This is a genomic window from Burkholderia sp. NLJ2 (assembly GCF_049487195.1).
GTDB classification, from domain to species: domain Bacteria; phylum Pseudomonadota; class Gammaproteobacteria; order Burkholderiales; family Burkholderiaceae; genus Burkholderia; species Burkholderia pyrrocinia.
Map to the genome: position 1 here is coordinate 599,239 of NZ_CP137809.1, position 17,748 is coordinate 616,986.

17 protein-coding genes and 3 pseudogenes are annotated in these 17,748 nt (G+C 62.0%); 6 read left to right on the top strand and 14 right to left on the bottom strand.

The window, feature by feature from the left end; genetic code table 11:
• Positions 1-239: 239 nt before the first annotated feature.
• Entirely contained in the window at positions 240-1,100 is an 861-nt protein-coding gene (locus tag R9B84_RS19295; RefSeq protein WP_423760948.1) for a Crp/Fnr family transcriptional regulator, read from the top strand.
• An 81-nt stretch (positions 1,101-1,181) separates the two neighbouring features.
• Here the strand turns inward: R9B84_RS19295 and R9B84_RS19300 are convergent, their stop codons facing one another.
• The 4 genes from R9B84_RS19300 to R9B84_RS19315 form a co-directional block, all read right to left on the bottom strand.
• Positions 1,182-1,505 carry a RebB family R body protein gene (locus R9B84_RS19300; protein ID WP_423760949.1) on the bottom strand — a complete coding sequence of 108 codons (324 nt, stop codon included), beginning with the start codon at positions 1,503-1,505 and terminating at the stop codon, positions 1,182-1,184.
• 196 nt (positions 1,506-1,701) lie between these two features.
• The gene (locus R9B84_RS19305) at positions 1,702-2,076 is read right to left on the bottom strand and encodes a RebB family R body protein (protein ID WP_423760950.1); all 375 of its coding nucleotides are present in this window, start codon (positions 2,074-2,076) and stop codon (positions 1,702-1,704) included.
• 185 nt (positions 2,077-2,261) lie between these two features.
• Positions 2,262-2,597, bottom strand: coding sequence for a RebB family R body protein (locus R9B84_RS19310; RefSeq protein WP_423760951.1), 336 nt, complete (start codon positions 2,595-2,597; stop codon positions 2,262-2,264).
• Positions 2,598-2,691: 94 nt separating this feature from the next.
• Positions 2,692-3,330, bottom strand: a complete 639-nt coding sequence (locus R9B84_RS19315; RefSeq protein WP_423760952.1) for a hypothetical protein — start codon at positions 3,328-3,330, stop codon at positions 2,692-2,694.
• 218 nt (positions 3,331-3,548) lie between these two features.
• Here R9B84_RS19315 and R9B84_RS19320 point away from each other — a divergent pair.
• Positions 3,549-3,793, top strand: a pseudogene (locus R9B84_RS19320) (HipA N-terminal domain-containing protein); the annotation flags it as partial.
• Between the two features lie 39 nt (positions 3,794-3,832).
• On the opposite strand, the pseudogene R9B84_RS19325 reads toward R9B84_RS19320, so the two are convergent.
• The 6 genes and pseudogenes from R9B84_RS19325 to R9B84_RS19350 form a co-directional block, all read right to left on the bottom strand.
• A pseudogene (locus tag R9B84_RS19325) lies at positions 3,833-4,051 on the bottom strand (transposase); the annotation flags it as partial.
• A 15-nt stretch (positions 4,052-4,066) separates the two neighbouring features.
• Positions 4,067-4,570, bottom strand: coding sequence for a pentapeptide repeat-containing protein (locus tag R9B84_RS19330; protein WP_423760953.1), 504 nt, complete (start codon positions 4,568-4,570; stop codon positions 4,067-4,069).
• Positions 4,567-4,866: a hypothetical protein gene (locus R9B84_RS19335; RefSeq protein WP_423760954.1), complete on the bottom strand. Its 300-nt coding sequence runs from the start codon at positions 4,864-4,866 to the stop codon at positions 4,567-4,569. Before R9B84_RS19335 ends, R9B84_RS19330 begins: the two co-directional genes overlap by 4 nt.
• 11 nt (positions 4,867-4,877) lie before the next feature.
• Positions 4,878-6,209, bottom strand: a complete 1,332-nt coding sequence (locus R9B84_RS19340; protein WP_423760993.1) for a DUF6396 domain-containing protein — start codon at positions 6,207-6,209, stop codon at positions 4,878-4,880.
• Between the two features lie 340 nt (positions 6,210-6,549).
• On the bottom strand, positions 6,550-8,631 hold the full coding sequence (locus R9B84_RS19345; RefSeq protein WP_423760955.1) for a phospholipase D-like domain-containing protein: 2,082 nt from the start codon (positions 8,629-8,631) through the stop codon (positions 6,550-6,552).
• A 35-nt stretch (positions 8,632-8,666) separates the two neighbouring features.
• On the bottom strand, positions 8,667-11,540 hold the full coding sequence (locus R9B84_RS19350; RefSeq protein WP_423760994.1) for a type VI secretion system Vgr family protein: 2,874 nt from the start codon (positions 11,538-11,540) through the stop codon (positions 8,667-8,669).
• Positions 11,541-12,078: 538 nt separating this feature from the next.
• Between R9B84_RS19350 and R9B84_RS19355 the strand changes: the two genes are divergently transcribed.
• Together R9B84_RS19355 and trpS are read left to right on the top strand one after the other, a co-directional pair.
• Entirely contained in the window at positions 12,079-12,234 is a 156-nt protein-coding gene (locus R9B84_RS19355; RefSeq protein WP_423760956.1) for a hypothetical protein, read from the top strand.
• 216 nt (positions 12,235-12,450) lie between these two features.
• The gene (trpS, locus tag R9B84_RS19360; protein WP_423760957.1) at positions 12,451-13,464 is read left to right on the top strand and encodes a tryptophan--tRNA ligase; all 1,014 of its coding nucleotides are present in this window, start codon (positions 12,451-12,453) and stop codon (positions 13,462-13,464) included.
• Positions 13,465-13,581: 117 nt separating this feature from the next.
• Here the strand turns inward: trpS and R9B84_RS19365 are convergent, their stop codons facing one another.
• Positions 13,582-13,995, bottom strand: coding sequence for a VOC family protein (locus R9B84_RS19365; protein ID WP_423760958.1), 414 nt, complete (start codon positions 13,993-13,995; stop codon positions 13,582-13,584).
• Positions 13,996-14,209: 214 nt separating this feature from the next.
• On the opposite strand from R9B84_RS19365, the gene R9B84_RS19370 reads away from it, so the two are divergent.
• Positions 14,210-14,650 (top strand): nuclear transport factor 2 family protein, encoded by a 441-nt coding sequence (locus tag R9B84_RS19370; RefSeq protein ID WP_423760959.1) that lies wholly within the window; start codon positions 14,210-14,212, stop codon positions 14,648-14,650.
• 18 nt (positions 14,651-14,668) lie between these two features.
• Here the strand turns inward: R9B84_RS19370 and R9B84_RS19375 are convergent, their stop codons facing one another.
• The 3 genes and pseudogenes from R9B84_RS19375 to R9B84_RS19385 form a co-directional block, all read right to left on the bottom strand.
• A complete protein-coding gene (locus tag R9B84_RS19375; RefSeq protein WP_423760960.1) occupies positions 14,669-15,055 on the bottom strand; it encodes a VOC family protein in 387 nt (128 codons plus the stop codon).
• Between the two features lie 83 nt (positions 15,056-15,138).
• Complete coding sequence (locus tag R9B84_RS19380; protein WP_423760961.1) at positions 15,139-15,357, bottom strand: hypothetical protein; 219 nt, start codon at positions 15,355-15,357, stop codon at positions 15,139-15,141.
• Between the two features lie 32 nt (positions 15,358-15,389).
• Positions 15,390-15,539 (bottom strand): annotated as a pseudogene (locus tag R9B84_RS19385) (IS5/IS1182 family transposase); the annotation flags it as partial.
• A gap of 572 nt (positions 15,540-16,111) precedes the next feature.
• Here R9B84_RS19385 and R9B84_RS19390 point away from each other — a divergent pair.
• A complete protein-coding gene (locus R9B84_RS19390) occupies positions 16,112-17,728 on the top strand; it encodes a tryptophan halogenase family protein (RefSeq protein WP_423760962.1) in 1,617 nt (538 codons plus the stop codon).
• Positions 17,729-17,748: the final 20 nt, after the last annotated feature.

Here is a 17,748-nt window from a genome sequence, read left to right on the forward strand (position 1 = left end):
CTGGTTCGAGGTTGTCATCCCGTGCCTTCCTTTTTTATGGAAAACACAGAATCGATTCGATGCCGAGAATGGCGCTGTTACCCGCGTAACACCGTTATCAAGATAATCGGCTTCTGTAAATTTTCTTGATTATTATGAACGGAAACTTTAATACCCTGGCATCTCCTCATCCGTCGTTTCGGGCGCGCTGTCGAGCGTGAACAATGGCATTTCGATGAAAAACAACGACTGCCGCCGCGATGCGTTCGCGCGCCGGCACGCTGCTGTCGATGTCGGTCGACCAAACGTTCTTGGCGCCGAAGCACAGCCATATCGGGACTGCTTTCCCATTATCTGGTTATTTTCATCATCCATTTTTCACGCAGTGCAAAAGGCAACGTTTTTCGCTAGGTGGCCGCATCGTCAAACAACCTTGCACGGAAAACATGCCTGCCCTTGCTAACGGTCGAACGCTGTGCGATATACCGATACTCGCCGATCTTCCGGAAAGCCTTCTCGCTCACATCGAACGGCATCTCGCGCCCTGGCCCGAACACGGCAATCGCCTGTTGTTCTTCAAGGGCGATCCGGGAGATTTCGTCGCCTTCGTACACTGCGGCCGCGTCTACAAGACGCTGCACGAACCCGGCGGACGCGAAATCATTCTCGGCCACTCGCTGCCGGGCGAACTCATCGGCGAAAACACGCTGGTTCGCGCCCACCGGCGCAGCTTCACCGCCCAGTTGAGCCCCGACTGCCGCGTGTCGCTGCTGCATCGCCAGTACTTCGCACCGCTGCTGGCCGATGCGGATTTCATGGAGCGCATCCACGAGCAGCTGTGCCGGCACATCCACCAGTTGAGCGACTTCGTCGAATCGGCGTGCCTGTACCGGCTCGAAGCCAGGCTCGCGCGTCATCTGCTGAACCGCATGCAAGGGAACGATCTCGAGGTGCAGTTGCCGGAGAACCAGAGCATCCTCGCCGCGATGCTCAACGTCAGCCGGCCGCGACTGAACAGCAGCCTGCAGAAGATGCAGCGCGACGGCCTGATCCGGCTTCACGAGCACGGTGTGACGATCGAGAAACCGGAGCAGCTCCGGACCATCGTCAACGCCAATTGACGCGCCGGCAAGCGCGTGCGCCGCGCGGCGCCGCGGCGGGAGGAAGTTGCGCGCGCCGGGTTGCGCGGCGCGCGGTGAAGGTCAGCCGCGCCAGTGGCCGATGGCGTTCAGCAACTGCGCGACGGCGGACAGTTGCGACGCAAAGTTGTCGTTCGCCGACCGCGCCGCGGCGGCCGCCGCCACCGGCGAGCCGGCATAGAGCTGCATGATGCCGACGGTCGTGGCGGCAAGGTTGGACATCGCCTGGTTCGCCTGCATCTGCACCGCGTTGTGAAGCAGGATCGCGGACGCATGGCTGTTCGACTGCATGAGCGTGCCCAAGGCCACGGCGGGTGCTTCGCCCACCACCTTGACGTTGGCTTGCGTGACCGCATCGGTCATCGCGGCGGAAACCCGTTCCGGCATGTCGTTGCTCCTGGTTTGCTCGCCGCTGCGGTGCAGTCGCGGCGAAAGCATGAGTGGGTCGGTCGGCGACGCGCGCCGCACGGCGCTGTCGATGCGCCGCGAGCGCTCGCCGTCGCGGGCGTCGGCATGACGACAGGCGCCGGGCGGCAGCCGCGGGAATCGGGGCCGCCGCCCGGCGTAGACGCCGGGTTACGCGTCAGGCCAGCGCCTTGCCGAGCGCGAGCACGTCGGCCAGCACGGACAGCACGCCGTTCGAGCCGATTTCCGTCGCGGCGGCGCCGGCGCTTGCCGGCCCGAGCGTGTAGAGCTGCATCGTGCCCACGTTCGTCGAGGTCGGCAGCTGCACCGCGGACTGCGACTGCTGCTGCACGGCGTTCTCGAACAGCACGCTGAGCGAATGGCTCTGGGCCTGGTACAGCGATCCCGTCGCCATCGCGGGTGCTTCGCCCACCACCTTGACGTTGGTCTGCGTGACCGCGTCGGTGATCGCGGCATTGACCGCGCACGTCTTGCAGTTGCAGGGGTCCTTCGTGTCGTTGGCGTTGGCATTCGCGTTTGCATCATCAGCCATCGTATTTCTCCTGGTTTGCGAACGGGTGCAGCATCGAATCGGCTCTGCCCGTTCTGTCGGTTGCTCCGGAACACCGCGCGGCACCGCTGTTCAGGCGCCGGCGGCCGTGCTGCGGATCCGCGGCACGGCGGCGGCATGGGCGGCTCGTGCCGCTTGCGCCGCCGCTCGACCACGGCGTTGACGCCTTAGTGACCGGTCACCGCCTTCCCGATCGCGATCACGTCGGCCAGAATGGAGATGATCCCGTTCGCGCCGATTTCCGTCGCGGCCGCACCCGCGCTTTCCGGCCCGATCGTGTAGAGCTGCATCGTCCCCACGTTCGTCGACGTCTGCGACTGGATCGCGGCCTGCGACTGCTGCTGCACCGCGTTCTCGAACAGGATGCTGAGCGAATGGCTCTGGGCCTGGTACAGCGAGCCCATCGCCATTGCCGGCGCTTCGGCGACCACCTTGACGTTGACCTGTGTGACCGCATCGGTAATCGCGGGATTGACCTGGCACACTTGACACGTATCACCCATTTTTTGCTCCTTGATTCACGTAGTTGAGAGGTCGCACATCAGGGCCGGCCGGTTTCGCGTTCGGCCGCTTGAGTTCAGCCACATGCCCCGCGTGCTACTCCATGGACGCTGGGCCGGGGATATCGTGAACGGCAGCGGTGGCGGCAGCACCCGGCGCGGCCGGTTCGGACCGTTCGGCCGGACCGGCGCCGACGCTTCGCAGCCGGTCGTCTATCGCGTCGAGCCGTACGGCGAACCGTTCGGCGAGCGAATCGACGTATTGCTGGAAGCATGCTTCGATTTCCTGCCGGATGAGGCCCGTCAGCTGTTCGCCGATCATCGCCAGCGCCTGGCGGGTGCTGTCCTGGATCTCGGCCGCGCCGGATGCCTGCGCGTCGCCCGGCGGCTCGTGCGCGTCGAGTACGCCGGACACTTTCTGCTGTTCCGATGCCAGCATGCCGAGGGTCGTCTCGTTCTGCGCGTCGATCGTCTGCAGGATGCCGCGCATCTTCTCGTACGCCTTCTGCTGGTTGAGCTGCAGAAAATGCTTGACCTGCTCGCGCGCCTCCTGCCGGGTTTTCAACCGCGGCAATGGCGGGTTCGCGGCGCTCGCCTGCGCGGCTGTCGCCGACTGGTTCCCGTGCCTGTTCGACAGCCGCTCCAGCAGCGCCTGTTCTTCGCCCGGCTCGAGGGGCCGTCCCAATCGCTTCTCTGCGAGCTGCCGCAGCAGGGGGTCGAGGGCTTCGTTGCTCATGGCTCACACCTCCTCGATGTCCGCCCGCGGCGCCGTTGCGTGCGGTTCGGGTTCGGATCGACGCAGTGCCGAGGCGCCTTGGTCAGCGTGCTGCAATGGATATCGCATGGTGTTCTCCCGGAAATGGATGCGCGACGGCCTTGCCGGAAATTTCGGCAGGACCGCTGCAGGGACGAACCGTGCGATGGGTCTGTGAAGTCAGTCGTCGCCGCGCGCCGGCTGCGTGTGTCGGGTACCCGATGTCGCCGACGTTCAGGCTGCGGTGGAAGCGTTCATCGATTCGTCGACCGATCGCCCGATCCAGTGGTTCTTCGACAATCTGCTGCACGAGGAAGGGATGCGCGTGTCGCTCGCGCGCGAGGCGAAAGGCGACGCTTGGGGCCTGCTCGCATACTTCGGACGCGAATCGGCCGGCGCGCTCACGCTGCTCGCCGAAGGCGAGCGGGAAGCGGCGGCAGCACTCGGAGGTATTCGGAATGCCGTGTGTGAGGTGGGTTCGGACTCAGATTCCGATGTTGAATCGCTCTGGGTAAAGCAGCGCAAACTGCATCATCGCGCTTTTCCAGTCGTGCCGGGAGCCGGTCCACTTGGCAACGACGTTACGCAGAGCCAGCCGGATCGGCTTGAGCGCGGCCTCGTCCGACGGGAAGTGGCCTCGTGCCTTGATGATCTTCCGAAGCGGCATGCGCAGCGACTCAATGGCGTTCGTAACCGCGATGAGGGATACAACGTTGATTCAATGTCCGCCGTTGATTTCCGTGTCCTCGAACGCCAGATGCTCGAAATAGCTCCCCGTGAAATCCACATCCAGCCCTTTGAGCCCGTGAGCTTCGACCGTGGTCCCGGTGCAGTCCAGCACTTGCACCGAATGCCACGTGTTGCCGTCGAACCGGATGCCGTTCCATTTGCATCTCAGAAACTTGACGTCATTGAAAGTGCTGCCGTGAAAAGCGGCTTCATCGAAACTGCAATCGACGAACGTGCACCCGGAAATTGCAATCCCCGCGAAATCACAACCGACAAACGTACAGGCTGAAAACCGACATTCCTTCCAGCCGGCCTGCCGGAACGACGTTCCGGTGAAGCGACTGCCGCTGAAATTGCTGCCGACAAACTGCGCAAGACCCAGATCGAGACCGGCATAGGTCGAACTGTCCGACTGACCGGACAGCCCTGCAGGCATGCCACCCGCGCCCTTGCGCCACTGGTCATGCTTGTAGATGATTTCGGTACTGCTCATGAGTCGGCATCCCGATGCGCGGGAGCAGACGAATCGCTCTCGTCGTTACCCGACGGAGGATTGTCGGCATCGCCGGGCGTTGTCGAGTCACGGCTGGCGAACCATGCGACCAAGCCGCCCAATGCAATCAGCGGCCCGAGAAACAGGAAATTCTCGATCGCGAAATCGCTCACATCGTGCGAACCGTAGCTACCTCCGCTGACCTGGGCCGCGGCTCCCACGAGCGCGAGCACGCCCCAGGCCGCCAATATCAGACCTCCGGCAACCACGATCGCGGCCATCGTCGTTTTACGCACCTTCCCTCCCGTCACGCGTCGTCGGAAAAGGTGCCGACGCTGACCTGAGGCAGCTTCGCGAACCCGAGGCGATTGGCCTCGTTCCACCACGTCCACGTCACGTCGGTCGGCGATACTTCCAGATGCATGGCCCGCGGATCGGGGAACGTGTCCCCCTGCATGACATAGGCCTGGCGATACCATTGATTGAACGTGGCCGCCCGAGGATGATCGTCCGTCACGCTGGCCTGCCAGACGCCCGTCACCGGACACGCGCGCGCACCACGACACTGAACGGCAGGATCGGGAAATTCGACGGCGCGCGCAATGCCTTGCGCTACGCGGGGATGCGATTCCGATTGTTGCGCCGGCATGGGGATCGCATCGCCGACGTAATGGAAGAAGATACGACCATCTTCCGGCACGAGGCCGGGGCGGCTCCGATCGAACAATTCATCCTTCCGGTAATGCATCGGCACCTGTTCCGTATTCCACGCAAAGTGCCGTTCGGCGCTGGGATACTTCAGCTGTGCAAGCCAGTAGCCGCCGACAGGGGCAGCGGTCGTTTCTGCCTGCGGAGGAACGGCAAATGGCGGCTTCTCCGGCAACGTGTAGCCATCAGGCACGTGCGTGCGACCGGTACGCAGCGACACGGGGTGCGTGGCGGGTTTGGCCGGCGACACCGGTGCCGACGTCACCGCCTTCGCCGCATCGATCAAAGTTTCCTTGTTGCCATCCCACTTGGGCAATTTGGCCGGTGGCAGCGGCACCGCCTTGTCCAGATTCGGCAGACGTAGATCCGGGTCGCGCTCGAGACGATCCGCAAGAACTCCGTAGCGTTCGGCGCGTGCTTCATCCTTGACATGACCGACCAGCGCATCCCCCTTGCCGAACGACGCACTTAACCATCCAGCACTCTCGGCACTGCCGAATTTCACGCCCGCGTGCAAAGTCTTGAGTGCGCGTTCGTTGTTCTCGCTCAACTCGGCTCGATCGCCCACAATTGTCGTCCCCAACTCATATGCCGCACGTCCGCTTCCTTGTGCGACGGCACATTCAAGCATTTGGAGTGCGATCTTGCGGTTGCCCCAGAAGCCTGCTTTCGGATCGTCATAGAGCGCGTCCATCTTGCCGCCCAGATACGCCATCGCACTCGGGCTGCCCATATCAGTAGCGAGTTGCCAGAATGCATAGGCCCGACTCGCATCTTGCTTTACGCCCATGCCGTTCATGTAATACGTACCCATCAGATCGTAGGCCGCTGGAATACCCAATTTCATTGCCTGTTCGGTGATCTGCACGGCGTGTTCGGAATCGCGATCCACGCCCTGCCCTTGGGCATAGGCATTCGCGAGATTCAGCATTGCCTTCCAGTGCTTGCGTTCGGCGGCCTTCGTCCACAAATCGACAGCGCCCTTGTAATCGCGTTGGTTCGGCCACAACAGCGCACTGGTAAGCGCCATTGCTTGCTGGTTCCATCGATCGGCCTCCGGATCGACCGGGGGAACAACGTCAACCTCGTGCTTGCACTCAAATGCTTCGCGGTGAGGGTTGAAGGCAGTCAACGACATGTTGCGAGGAAGAGAATCGTTCATTGAGCAGGCGGCACATGCAAGGAACAGGAAAGCAGACACTAACCGGGTAAAGCGGATACGGTTGGCGGGAGTCGAACGCAATTGATTTCGCACGATATAGGAAGCCTACTCAGGAAAAGCGAACGCCTGTCTCGCGCTCATCATAGAACGGATGCAGGAAGCCGGTTGGCGCGTCTCCCTTCTTCCGGGCAATCTCATTGGCCCGCAACAATTGCACCCAGTTGCGGAACGCCTTCGACATGGCCTGCGGAGTCAGCGACGAGGGGTTGCAATCCGCTGCATTTCCGGTGTGAAGCTTCCACACCCGCTTGCGCAGATCTTCGCTCTTCGTCGGGTCGTCGGTTCCCACGTTGATCTCGGCATCGACCGCCATGCTCCGCAAATTCAGGTTGGCGCTGCCCAACGTGAAGAAGCTGTCGTCGATCAGCAGCAGTTTACTGTGGATGTATATCTCCCGATACCGGGCCGCGAATGATTGCGTTGGCAGCGGTAGCATCGGCGCCAGATCCGGGTCGGGCAGTTCGCCTTTGGCTTGCTGCTTCTTCACATATTCATCCCAGCGAGTCTGCTTCCTTTCCGTCTCGATGTTCAGCTTGGAACTGCGCCAATTGTGGTCAAAAGTCCAGAGACTACCGACCAGCGCGCGGATACCCATTTGATCAAGCGATTTTGCCAAGGATGCCTTGTCGCCGAGATCCTTGGCGCTTTGCGCCGCAGGCGACAGCGGTGCAGGGTAAAGGTCGGGGTCGATCCTCGCGCCGCTCGCCTTTTGCCGCTTGACGTAGGCGTCCCAGGTCGCCTGTTGCTGCCGGTTGCGCGCGAGTTCGTCCTCCACAGCCTTGTCCTGATTGGGCATCGAAGTGCCATAGCCCAGCACCTTAACCGTATCGTGCGTGCGTGGCACCATCTGTATCCGCTCAGGCGTGGGAATGACAGTCATCACGTGCAAATTCGGTATGTCAATTGGACTCTTGCCGGCCGCCTGGCTGCACGAGAGAAAATCGGCTCGCAATTCCTTCAGCTTCTTCGGCCACTCGGTATATTGAAAATACTGGTTCTCGATGTAGATATAGCTGCGCGCAAAGGACGTCGCCTGCTCATACAAGGCCTTGACGGATTTGTCCTTTTCTTCGGGCTGGGTACGGACGATTTGCGCACGCTGGCACGGGGTGCCGAGATTCTGCGTCAAGCCCGGAGGCACTCTGTTGAAATCGTGCGTTCGCGACAGGCTGGCGCCCTTGCCCTTGGCCCGGCTCCACGCGTCGGTGAAGTTTTTGCTCACCGCCACCAGCGCTTCGCCCCGAATCCGGCTTGCGTAGTCCTGATAAGGCTTCAGCCCCGGTTGCGAATCATTGGCGCCCTCCCATGCCTCGCCGCGACGCGGATCGTTGAAGAGGTGCTGCTGCGTGTCCCAATAGTCCGTCACGCTGTTCAGCCCCATCACATAGCCGACCGCGTGCGCACCGCCCTCGTGGTCGTAGTCGATCAGAATGGTTTTCTGGTGGTCGGTGGCTAATTTCTCCAGACCCAGCACTTCCACGTAATCGCGCTTGCCCGGCTCGTTTTCCAGACTTTCGTGAACATCCTTGCTGCTGCCGTCCCGCGTGCGAAGCGACAGGTTGGGCAGCCGGCCGGCAAACGCATCGTCGTACCATCGCGCATTGAAATCCTCACGCCGCTCCTGGGGAGTCTGTGGCTGGGGCGGATTGTCCGTCGGCAAATAGATACCGCCCGCCATGCCGACCGCCCTGGCCATCTTCTGTTCGTAGTTCAGGCGGCCGCCGCTGTGGCCCGGCATGTTGTTCGAGAGGGAACTTCCGATCACGCCGTACCACGATAGCAAGCGAACCTGCACCGGTTTGCCGTTGTTGAACTTCCCGGCCGCCACATCGCGCAACAACCCGCCCCAGGTATCTCCTCGCGGCCAGACCTTGCCGTTCCGGATCAACTCCATCCCGGGATCGAAACCCCAACAGATGATCTCGACACTGTGCTTGGCCGCCTTCAAATCGGCCGCAATCTGTTTGAACGCATCCTCGCCGCAGATAAATACGTCGAGATTGTTCTTTTCGAACGGCGGCGCATAGTAGTCCTCCTTTTTCTCCAGAAACCACTGCGCACTGGCGACCGTCTGACGCTTGCAAACGTCGACCGGCGCCTTCGATTTGTTTTGGGTATTGGTGTCGGACATCAAGTTTCTCGTCGAAAACCGTGGCAAATCGCACGTCAGCCTTGTGCGTGACGCTGGCGCGATTCCGGATCGCCGTCGACTGCCCGCCATCCCTGCGCGGCCAATTGATCATCGTCGGTCAACCCACCTTCCATCACGGGCACCTCGATCTCATGTCCGTTGTGCAGCTTGACCGTATAGGAAGACGTGCCTTTCTGGTGATTGGAAATGATTAATTGACCATGCTCGTCGGTCACGCCGTCCGCAACCTTGGTCGCTCCCTTGTAAAGCGTGTACGGCTCGTAGGCGAGCGGCCGGCCGTCGTTCGGGTGTGAACGGAGCACCACCGCGAGGCTGTCCTGTTGCTCCAATTCCTTGAAGGTCAGGGGATCAGGCACTTTCACCGGCTTGTTGTCCGGCCCGACGAGACTGTGCGACGCAGCATGTTCGCGCCATACGCCGCTCGTACCGTGCGCGACGCCACCACCATTCCACTGGCTGTAGCTCGAACCGCCATTGATCGATGCCTCGTCACTTGCCTGCGTATTGACCTTCGGCGAGCGAAACACAATTTCTTCACCAGCCTCCAGAATGATGCGTTTGGCGGCCTTCACGACGACATCCTCCTTGTGCGCCTCGATCCGGAGCTTGCCGTCTGCCGTGACCAGCGTCATACCCTTGGCCGCGAAGGCGCTCATCCAGTCTCCGACCCGCATCAGCAGACGACGTCCCGCGCTGATCTGCGTATTGCCCGTGCTCACGGCATCGATGTTGGTCTGCGCACCGAGCACCATCGCATCCTGGCTGACCACGGTCACGCCAGCCGGCCCCTCGATCGCAACCATCGGCGCGCCGCCGGCGCCGGCGCCACTGCCCTGGTCGACGTTGCTCCCGGCATCCCAACCCTTGATCTGCGATGCGATCTTCTCGATGCGTGCGAGGTCGGTGTTGGCGGCGTCGTTCGCAGCGGATGCATCACCGAGGTTCCGTACCAGTTCCTGCAATTGCTCGATCAACGTCTGCAACGCCGTGCGTTCGAGCATCTTGCCTTCGGCACGCCCCTGCTGCTGCGCGGTCACATAGACACCCTTCGCGGCACGAATGACGGCCTGGGCATCGGTTCTGGCCTCTAGGCCGTCACCGCGAGGCTCCCCTTTGCCGTCATCGCGAGGCTCCGTCAGGTAGCCCAGGTTCAGTTGGGTATAGGTATGCTCGCTGGCAAGCTGACTGCTGATCTGGCCGGGCGTATCGTCGAAACGCAACTGGTTATAGCGATCCGCCTTGACTTCCTTGGTCTTGATGCCGGAAAGATAACGATTGCCGGGAAGCGCGCCCGTATGACTGAACTTGGTCGGCATGTTGGGGCCACCGTGCAGCACCCCTGTCACGATCATCTTGTCGGGATCGCCATGCAGATGGTCGATCAGCACCTCCATCCCGGCGCGCGGCAGCATGTCCATGCCGTAGTTCGGGCCTGCCCAGGGGCTGACCCATCTCACCCACGCGCTGTCCCGCTCGGTTCCGCTGGTGCCGGCACCTTGCGCATGGGTATGGTCGTCGGCGCGCAAACCGAGAATCTGCACCTTGATGCGACCCAATTCGTCGCAGTGCACTTCCTCACCATCCTGCCCAACCACCTTCGCGGTAAACGGATGCACCGGCGGCAAATCGACGCGCGGATCGTAGGCGGGCGTCAGCGGCACGCCACGGCGCACGCATATGAAAGTGTTTTCGTAGCGGACCCCGACACCCTCTTCGGCCGGCAACGCTTCGAAGCTCCAGCGACTCGCGGCAAACAATGCTTGAGCCCGCTCGTCGAGTGCCTTGGAAAAATTGTTGGTGGCCCGGTGGTGAAGACTCGTAACGACGAATTGCCGCTGCTCCTCAGGCCGGGTGTCGACCTCCGGATGCCCGAGCAGCGTGAACCAAAAACCCGGCGAGACATCCCGGACATCGCTCGATGCATACACGCACTCGGCGCGACGTTCGTGCGCCAGAATGCGAGCCTTCGCCAAGCGTTCCTGATCGGCGTCCGAATCACCCGCATGCGGGACGTCGATGACCGAGTCAGCCAGCAACTTCGCGAGATCGTTGCCGGTTTCACCCTGATCGACGATCGTCTCCTGCTCGGATTGGGCCATCCTGCCGGTCTTGTAATCCCAGCTGGAGCGCCGCACGCTTCCTGGCGTCAGCGCACGGGCTGTGGACCAGAGCGTGACCGAATCGCGTTCCCTGGACTGCGCACCGCGGTGGTACGAAACGCGACCCGCTGCCGCCTGAGGCAACTTCGTCGGGTCATCGCAGAACACAAGCGTATGGACTGGCGTATCGGTCGACGCGCCATCATGCTTGCCGGCCCGGGCATACCAGAAAATGCCGTCGCGCCGGCACAGCCGGCGAATGAAGGCCGCATCCGACTCATCCGCCTGGCGCGTCTGCTCGCGCTTTGGATACTGATTGCGATCGAGCACGAGTTCGAAATCGAAAGCCTGCGCCAACGCGGAGCTGCGTTGCTGCCATTCATGCAAAAGCGTTTCCAGAATGTCCGGGACATTCATCGAACGGAACGTTCTGCTGTTGACACGCTGCTCGAGGATACTCAGCGCATCTCGCAACGTCAGCTGGACGCACGTGAGAGAGCCGTCCGATTGGCCGGCGCGCACGTCGGTGATGATCCCGTTGATCGGATACGGCTCACTTCGGTCCGTTACCAGTTGAACCGAGAGCGGCAGCCCCAGAAAAGCAGACAGCGGAAGGTCCGGGCGCGCAGACAGGCAGGTCAAGTGCCCTTCGATACCGGTACAAAGGCCTTCCGTCAAATCCACGTTCTGCGGTACGAGGACATGCCCCAGCGCATCCTGATGGCGGCCCCAATGAAACCGGATCGCACGATTGTTCTGATCGAGCGCGCCAACGAAGGCGCGCAGCATTTCGGTCACGTTCACTTGTCGATGGGCATTCGGCGACGACGCTCTCAGACCGCCACGTCACCTGCGCGCTTAATTGGTTAGTCGTCGATTTTAAATGCAACGTTCACACAAAAACAATCGCATTATGGTAGTCGCCGCACGATCGCAAGAAGGAAGGCGCGATGAATGCACAAGATTTCGCCAAGTCACTTGACCCCTTCAAAAAAAAGAAGCAACCAACTGATTTTATTGAGATTTATTAATATTTCAGATACCCGACGGAAAACATCCTCGCGTCCGACCGCTCTTTAACCCGGCCATTGCCCGACAATTCTTGACGGTCCGCGAACCGCCAAACTGATAACATGCGCGTCGCCTCGCAATATGTGTGATGCACAGCGTGCGTTCCGGAATCCGAGCGGCCCTCCGATCCCCCCTTTTTTGCGTCGCGCAGCCGCCCATGCCGCTGTGCACCGCCCGTTTCCCCGCAACACCCCGGCGTCGCCCCACCCGACCCGTTGCCGTAACCGTTGGAGTGGCGCATCGTGCGCCAGCAAGCATGAAGAACTCGAAGCAGCCCACCCGCCCCTTGCGCGACAAAGACCGCACGCCGCTGGTGCGTGCCGGCGCGCTACTGATGATGGCCGGCCTGCTGTACCTGCTGTGGCCGTCCGCCGAAACCGCGTACCTCGCGATGGAGTCGGTGCTGCGCTGACGCGCACGGCCGGCCCGACGCCACGCCATACGCTATACTGCCGCGATGAAAACGAAACCCGCCCTGCCGAACCTGCATTGCTGGTGGCGCGCCTGACCCAGGCGGCCCGTTTCCTTTTGCATGTCCCAAACGTGATGCCGCCAGCCAGGGCGGCATTCGCGTTTCTGCGCTGACGTCATGGCTGGCGGCTTCGACAACCCGGAGCCAACGCCCCCCATGACCCACCCGAACCGACCGACCATCCTCACCGGCGACCGCACGACCGGCCCGCTGCACCTCGGCCACTACATCGGCTCGCTGCGCGCACGCGTGCAGATGCAGCACGAAGCCCGGCAATTCCTGCTGCTCGCCGATACGCAGGCGCTGACCGACAACATGGGCCGCCGTCAGCGCGTCACCGAGAACGTGATCGAGGTCGCGCTCGACTATCTCGCCGTCGGCATCGATCCGGCGATCTCGACGATCGTCGTGCAGTCGCAGGTGCCCGAGCTCGCCGAGCTGTCGCAATACCTGCTCAACCTCGTCACGGTCGCGCGCCTCGAACGCAATCCGACCATCAAGGAAGAGATCCGCCTGCGCGGGTTCGAGCGCGACATCCCGGCCGGCTTCCTGACCTACCCGGTCAGCCAGGCCGCCGACATCACCGCGTTCAAGGCCACGCACGTGCCCGTCGGCGACGACCAGTTGCCGATGATCGAGCAGACCAACGAACTCGTGCGCCGCTTCAACGCGACCGTCGACCAGCCGGTGCTGGTCGAATGCGAGGCCGTGCTGTCGGCTGTCACGCGACTGCCGGGCATCGACGGCAAGGCGAAGATGAGCAAGTCGCTCGGCAATGCGATCACGCTCGGCTCGACGCCGGACGAAATCACGCAGGCCGTGAAGGACATGTACACGGACCCGAATCACTTGCGCGTGAGCGATCCTGGGCAGGTCGAGGGGAACGTCGTGTTCACGTTCCTCGATGCATTCGAGCCGGACGTGCAGAAGGTCGATGAGCTGAAGGTGCACTATCGGCGCGGCGGGCTCGGCGACAGCGTGGTCAAGCGCGTGCTGAACGAACGGTTGCAGGCGCTGATCGAGCCGATCCGCACGCGCCGCCGCGAGTTCGAGGCCGACAAGGCCGAGGTGATGGCGATCCTGAAGCGCGGCACGATGCACGCGCGGGAAGTGGCCGGCGCGACGCTCGCGGATGTGAAGGGTGCGCTGGGGCTCACGTATTTCGATTGAGCGGCGCAGGCGGCAAACGCGATTCGGTGACGATGCGCGGCGGAAATTCGGAGCGGTTTGTCAGGTCCCGAACGGCACAAGGCCAACCCGCAGGCGGTCAATCACCGATCGGCGCCGTCATGCCCGCTCGCGCTCCGACGGAGCAGCGTGACACACTGCCTCGATCCGGTTTCCGGCAGGGTCGACCAGAAAGGCCGCGTAGTAATCCCCGTGGTAGTGCGGCCGCAATCCGGGGTCGCCGTCGGACTGACCGCCTGCAGACAGGCCGGCCTCGAAAAATGCATGCACCTGCTCGCGGGAAGCGGCCTTGAAGCACCAGTGCCGCTTGCTCGTCCCGACTTCGGCGGGATCCAGATAAACCGCCAGAAAGGTCGATGCGATGTCGTTGGCATTGCAACGTTCGCCGTAGCCGAGCGCGATGGGCCGGTCGTAGACCTTGCTTGCGCCCAGCGCGGTCATGACGGCATCGTAGAAAGGGCGTGCCTGCTCAATATCCGGCACGCTGATGGAAACGTGATCGAGAAGTTGCATGGTGTTTGCTCCGTTGAACGGGCATGAGTCTACACAAGCGTGGCGTATCGCACCGGAGCCCCCGGCCGCTGACGGACGACCGGCGATCGTCCTGGCACGGACCGCCGCTAACCGTTCCCGCCGATTGCGGACAGGCCCTTAGTCCACTCCGCCGATGTCACCCCCACGCGCACCCGCTATCGTTTCCCCGTCATCCATGCCCACCCACGACACCATGACGCCACAGGAAACGATCGACCGGCTGGAGATCCAGGATCTGCTGACGCGCTATTGCCACGCGGTCGACCGCCAGGACTGGCGCGAATTCGAGCGGCTGTTCGCAAGCAACGCGATGCTCGACTACGCGGCGTTCGGCGGCCCGGTCGGCAGCCGCGCGGAGATAGCGGCCTATCTGGAACAGGTGACGTCGACAATGCGCGGCACCCAGCACACGATCTCGACGTCGCTGCTGATCGTCGACGGCGACGCCGCGACCGCGCGCACCGCCGGCCAGGTGATGATGATCTCGGCCGACGAAGCGGGCGACGAACGCGTGCGCTTCGTCGGCCTGTGGTATCGCGACCTGCTGGTGCGAACCGAATGCGGGTGGCGTATCCGGAGCCGCATGCAGGAGCGTAGCTGGATGCACGACGCGCCGCCGGTCGCGGCGCTCTGAGCAGGCCCGCGCAACGCGTTACTTCATCTGCATCAGTTGAATGAGGTTCCCGCACGTATCGTCGATGACGGCGACGCGAACGGGCCCCGCATCCATCGGCGCCAGCGTGAAGTGAACACCATGCGCAGTAAGCCGCGCGAATTCGCCATCGAGATCGTCGACCTGGAACGAAGCCGCCGGAATGCCGTCCTCGTACAGCGCCTGTTTGTAAGGCCCGACCGCACGATGGTTGCTCGGCTCGAGCAGCAGTTCGGTGCCGTCCGGCTGGTCCTGCGACACGACGGTCAGCCAGCGGTAGTCGCCCACCGGGATGTTGTTCTTCAGCCTGAAGCCGAGCTTGTCGGTATAGAACGTCAACGCCTTGTCCTGGTCGTCGACAAAAATACTCGTCACGTAGATTCGCATGTCAGTCTCTCCTGAAGCGGCAGCCGGCAATCGCCGTTCGCCCGCTCATGCCGCGTCGCCGGTAACCGGCAACGCCTCTGCCGCTATTGTTCGTCGAAATCGATGACAAATGCGTAACCGTCGTCGCTCGGCTTGCGCAGGTAGCCGTCGAAGTCGTCGGCGATCACCGCGTAGCTGTCGGGATCGTGCAGGAAGCGCATGACCTGCCCCACCATGCCGCCGGGCACCGGCTCGAAATCGATGTAGAGCTGCGACGTGCCGCCGTTGTTCATGCAATGCGAGAAACACAGGCGCCGGTTCATCGGCAATGCGATGTCGATGCGCGGATCGACGAGCCCTGATCCACGTACGCAAGCGCCACGCCCTGGCCGGTCAATTCCTGTACCGCATGGGCCAATTGCTCGACCTGAGCGCGATCCTGCTCATTGGCCGGTGTCACATGCAGTGCCAGCAACTGACTCGGAGTATCGGCCGCTAAATGCACCGTTCATAACGCCCTCTAAACGCGGGGAGCAGGTCAAGACCGCCGAAATGCGCAAAGGTCGAAATCTTTGTTTCAAAAAGGGGGACGATTATGGCTATCTTATTTTAATTCAGCCGTTCATTTCTCATTTTTATACGGTAAATTCGTCGACGCAAGCATCCCCAATTAAAGTAAAAATTTCTTCTTAAAAGAGTAAATAGTTTTCCGGAAAATATTCGCCAATATTGCCGGGATTGAGTATTCCTCTGGATCAATTGAGATTGATATGAAATTTTGCGAGGTGTGCCCTCGCGAACACTGTTATGGTGTATCGGAATGGTTACATGCATTTCATGGCAAGCCTCGGGACTCTGACGTTATCTGAGCATCTCGATGCTGTCGTCAGGCGATGGGGCGATTGAAAGGTCTTTTCACGGAGAATTGCCGAACCTCGCTGCGATTCAATGTGCCTTCCCGGTGTCATTTGTCGTGATGCGCCAGACACGTTTTGGCGCGTTACCGGACGATTTTCGAGTTCAGCTCGATAAGGCAGCACTATCCATTCAGGTTTTAAATCCTATGAGAAGATTTTCATGAGCAACCCGATCAAGAATATCGTCATCGTGGGCGGCGGCACCGCGGGCTGGATGGCCGCCTCGTACCTCGTCCGTGCGCTCCAGCAGCACACGAACATTACGCTCGTCGAGTCTGCGGCGATCCCCCGGATCGGCGTGGGCGAGGCGACCATCCCGAGTTTGCAGAAGGTGTTCTTCGACTTCCTCGGGATACCTGAGCGGGAGTGGATGCCCCAGGTGAACGGCGCGTTCAAGTCTGCTATCAAGTTCGTGAACTGGAGGAAGTCTCCGGACCGCTCGCGCAACGATCACTTCTACCATTTGTTCGGCAACGTGCCGAACTGCGACGGCGTGCCGCTTACCCACTACTGGCTGCGCAAGCGCGAACAGGGCTTCCAGCAGCCGATGGAGTACGCCTGCTACCCGCAGCCCGGGGCGCTCGACGGCAAGCTGGCACCGTGCCTGTCCGACGGCACTCGCCAGATGTCCCACGCGTGGCACTTCGACGCGCACCTGGTGGCCGACTTCCTGAAGCGCTGGGCCGTCGAACGCGGGGTGAAACGGGTGGTCGACGAGGTCGTGGAGGTTCGCCTGAACGACCGCGGCTACATCTCCAGCCTGTCCACCAAGGAGGGGCGGACGCTGGAGGCGGACCTGTTCATCGACTGCTCCGGCATGCGGGGGCTCCTGATCAACCAGGCCCTGAAAGAGCCCTTCATCGACATGTCCGACTACCTCCTGTGCGACAGCGCGGTCGCCAGCGCCGTGCCCAACGCCGACGCGCGCGTCGGGGTCGAGCCGTACACCTCCGCGATCGCCATGAATTCGGGGTGGACCTGGAAGATTCCGATGCTGGGCCGGTTCGGCAGCGGCTACGTCTTCTCGAGCAAGTTCACCTCGCGCGACCAGGCCACCGCCGACTTCCTCAACCTCTGGGGCCTCTCGGACAAGCAGCCGCTCAACCAGATCAAGTTCCGGGTCGGGCGCAACGGGCGGGCGTGGGTCAACAACTGCGTCGCTATCGGGCTGTCGTCGTGCTTTCTGGAGCCCCTGGAATCGACGGGAATCTACTTCATCTACGCGGCGCTTTACCAGCTCGTGAAGCACTTCCCCGATACCTCGTTCGACCCGCGGTTGACCGACGCATTCAACGCCGAGATCGTCCACATGTTCGACGACTGCCGGGATTTCGTCCAGGCGCACTATTTCACCGCGTCGCGCGACGACACGCCGTTCTGGCTCGCGAACCGGCACGACCTGCGGCTCTCGGACGCCATCAAGGACAAGGTTCAGCGCTACAAGGCGGGGCTGCCGCTGACCACCACGTCGTTCGACGATTCCACGTACTACGAAACGTTCGACTACGAATTCAAGAACTTCTGGTTGAACGGAAACTACTACTGCATCTTTGCCGGCTTGGGCATGCTGCCCGACCGGTCGCTGCCGCTCTTGCGGCACCGACCGGAGTCGATCGACAAGGCCGAGGCGATGTTCGCCCGCATCCGGCGCGAAGCCGAGCGTCTGCGGACGAGCCTGCCGACGAACTACGACTACCTGCGTTCGCTGCGTGACGGCGACGCGGGGCGGCCTCTCAGCCAGCCCGGGCCGACGCTCGCGGCGCCGGAAATCCTGTAGTGGAGCGCACCCTGGACCGG

What these genes read in the sequence shown, in the direction of transcription:
- R9B84_RS19295 (WP_423760948.1), top strand. Translation starts at nt 240, where the DNA reads ATGCGTTCGCGCGCCGGCACGCTGCTGTCGATGTCGGTCGACCAAACG.
- R9B84_RS19300 (WP_423760949.1), bottom strand. Translation starts at nt 1,505, where the DNA reads ATGCCGGAACGGGTTTCCGCCGCGATGACCGATGCGGTCACGCAAGCC.
- R9B84_RS19305 (WP_423760950.1), bottom strand. Translation starts at nt 2,076, where the DNA reads ATGGCTGATGATGCAAACGCGAATGCCAACGCCAACGACACGAAGGAC.
- R9B84_RS19310 (WP_423760951.1), bottom strand. Translation starts at nt 2,597, where the DNA reads ATGGGTGATACGTGTCAAGTGTGCCAGGTCAATCCCGCGATTACCGAT.
- R9B84_RS19315 (WP_423760952.1), bottom strand. Translation starts at nt 3,330, where the DNA reads ATGAGCAACGAAGCCCTCGACCCCCTGCTGCGGCAGCTCGCAGAGAAG.
- R9B84_RS19330 (WP_423760953.1), bottom strand. Translation starts at nt 4,570, where the DNA reads ATGAGCAGTACCGAAATCATCTACAAGCATGACCAGTGGCGCAAGGGC.
- R9B84_RS19340 (WP_423760993.1), bottom strand. Translation starts at nt 6,209, where the DNA reads ATGCTGAATCTCGCGAATGCCTATGCCCAAGGGCAGGGCGTGGATCGC.
- R9B84_RS19345 (WP_423760955.1), bottom strand. Translation starts at nt 8,631, where the DNA reads ATGTCCGACACCAATACCCAAAACAAATCGAAGGCGCCGGTCGACGTT.
- R9B84_RS19350 (WP_423760994.1), bottom strand. Translation starts at nt 11,540, where the DNA reads ATGCTGCGCGCCTTCGTTGGCGCGCTCGATCAGAACAATCGTGCGATC.
- R9B84_RS19355 (WP_423760956.1), top strand. Translation starts at nt 12,079, where the DNA reads ATGAAGAACTCGAAGCAGCCCACCCGCCCCTTGCGCGACAAAGACCGC.
- trpS (WP_423760957.1), top strand. Translation starts at nt 12,451, where the DNA reads ATGACCCACCCGAACCGACCGACCATCCTCACCGGCGACCGCACGACC.
- R9B84_RS19365 (WP_423760958.1), bottom strand. Translation starts at nt 13,995, where the DNA reads ATGCAACTTCTCGATCACGTTTCCATCAGCGTGCCGGATATTGAGCAG.
- R9B84_RS19370 (WP_423760959.1), top strand. Translation starts at nt 14,210, where the DNA reads ATGACGCCACAGGAAACGATCGACCGGCTGGAGATCCAGGATCTGCTG.
- R9B84_RS19375 (WP_423760960.1), bottom strand. Translation starts at nt 15,055, where the DNA reads ATGCGAATCTACGTGACGAGTATTTTTGTCGACGACCAGGACAAGGCG.
- R9B84_RS19380 (WP_423760961.1), bottom strand. Translation starts at nt 15,357, where the DNA reads ATGAACCGGCGCCTGTGTTTCTCGCATTGCATGAACAACGGCGGCACG.
- R9B84_RS19390 (WP_423760962.1), top strand. Translation starts at nt 16,112, where the DNA reads ATGAGCAACCCGATCAAGAATATCGTCATCGTGGGCGGCGGCACCGCG.